Annotated in this window: 1 protein-coding gene; it reads right to left on the bottom strand. The window is 65.3% G+C overall.

Annotated elements, in window-relative coordinates; genetic code table 11:
• On the bottom strand, positions 1 to 665 hold a 665-nt coding region (locus H5407_RS23550), incomplete at its 3' end, for an ABC transporter ATP-binding protein (RefSeq protein ID WP_183106914.1).
• Positions 666 to 677 lie beyond the last annotated feature (12 nt).

Below are 677 nucleotides of genomic sequence, written 5' to 3'. Positions count from 1 at the left end.
GCGCCGGTCATGGTGATCAGGCCGCTCTCCATCACGTAGCCGCGGTTGGCTGCGGCCAGTGCGCGGCTCGCGTTCTGCTCGACCAGCAGGATGGTCACGCCCTGCCCGTGGATGTCGTTCACGACCTCGAAGATCTTGTCGACCATGATGGGCGAGAGGCCCATGCTGGGCTCATCCAGCAACAGCACCTTGGGCTGTGCCATCAGCGCACGGCCCATGGCCAGCATCTGCTGCTCGCCGCCGGACATGGTGCCCGCCAGCTGCGTGGCACGCTCCTTCAGGCGCGGGAAGATGCCGAAGACCCGCTCGATATCGGCCTCGATCTGGGCCTTGTCGTTGCGGATGTAGGCGCCCATCTGCAGGTTCTCCACGATGGTCATGCGCGTGAAGGTCCCGCGGCCTTCCGGCACCATCACCAGGCCCTGCTTGACCAGGTCCCAGGCGCCCTGGCCCTTGATGGACTTGCCCAGGTACTGGATGTCGCCGTCCGCCACCGGCTGCAGACCCGTGATGGCCTTGAGCGTGGTGGTCTTGCCGGCGCCGTTGGCCCCGATCAAGCTCACCAACTCGCCGCGACGCACTTCAAAGTCCGCCCCCTTCACCGCCTGGATCCCGCCGTAGGCCACCTTCAGCCCGCTGACCTTCAACAGCACTTCATTCGTCATCTTTGACTCCAA

This window comes from Mitsuaria sp. WAJ17, assembly GCF_014174515.1.
Taxonomy (GTDB): Bacteria; Pseudomonadota; Gammaproteobacteria; order Burkholderiales; family Burkholderiaceae_C; genus Roseateles_B.
The sequence above is the reverse complement of the archived record's forward strand: the minus strand, read 5'-3'. Positions and strand labels throughout refer to the sequence as shown.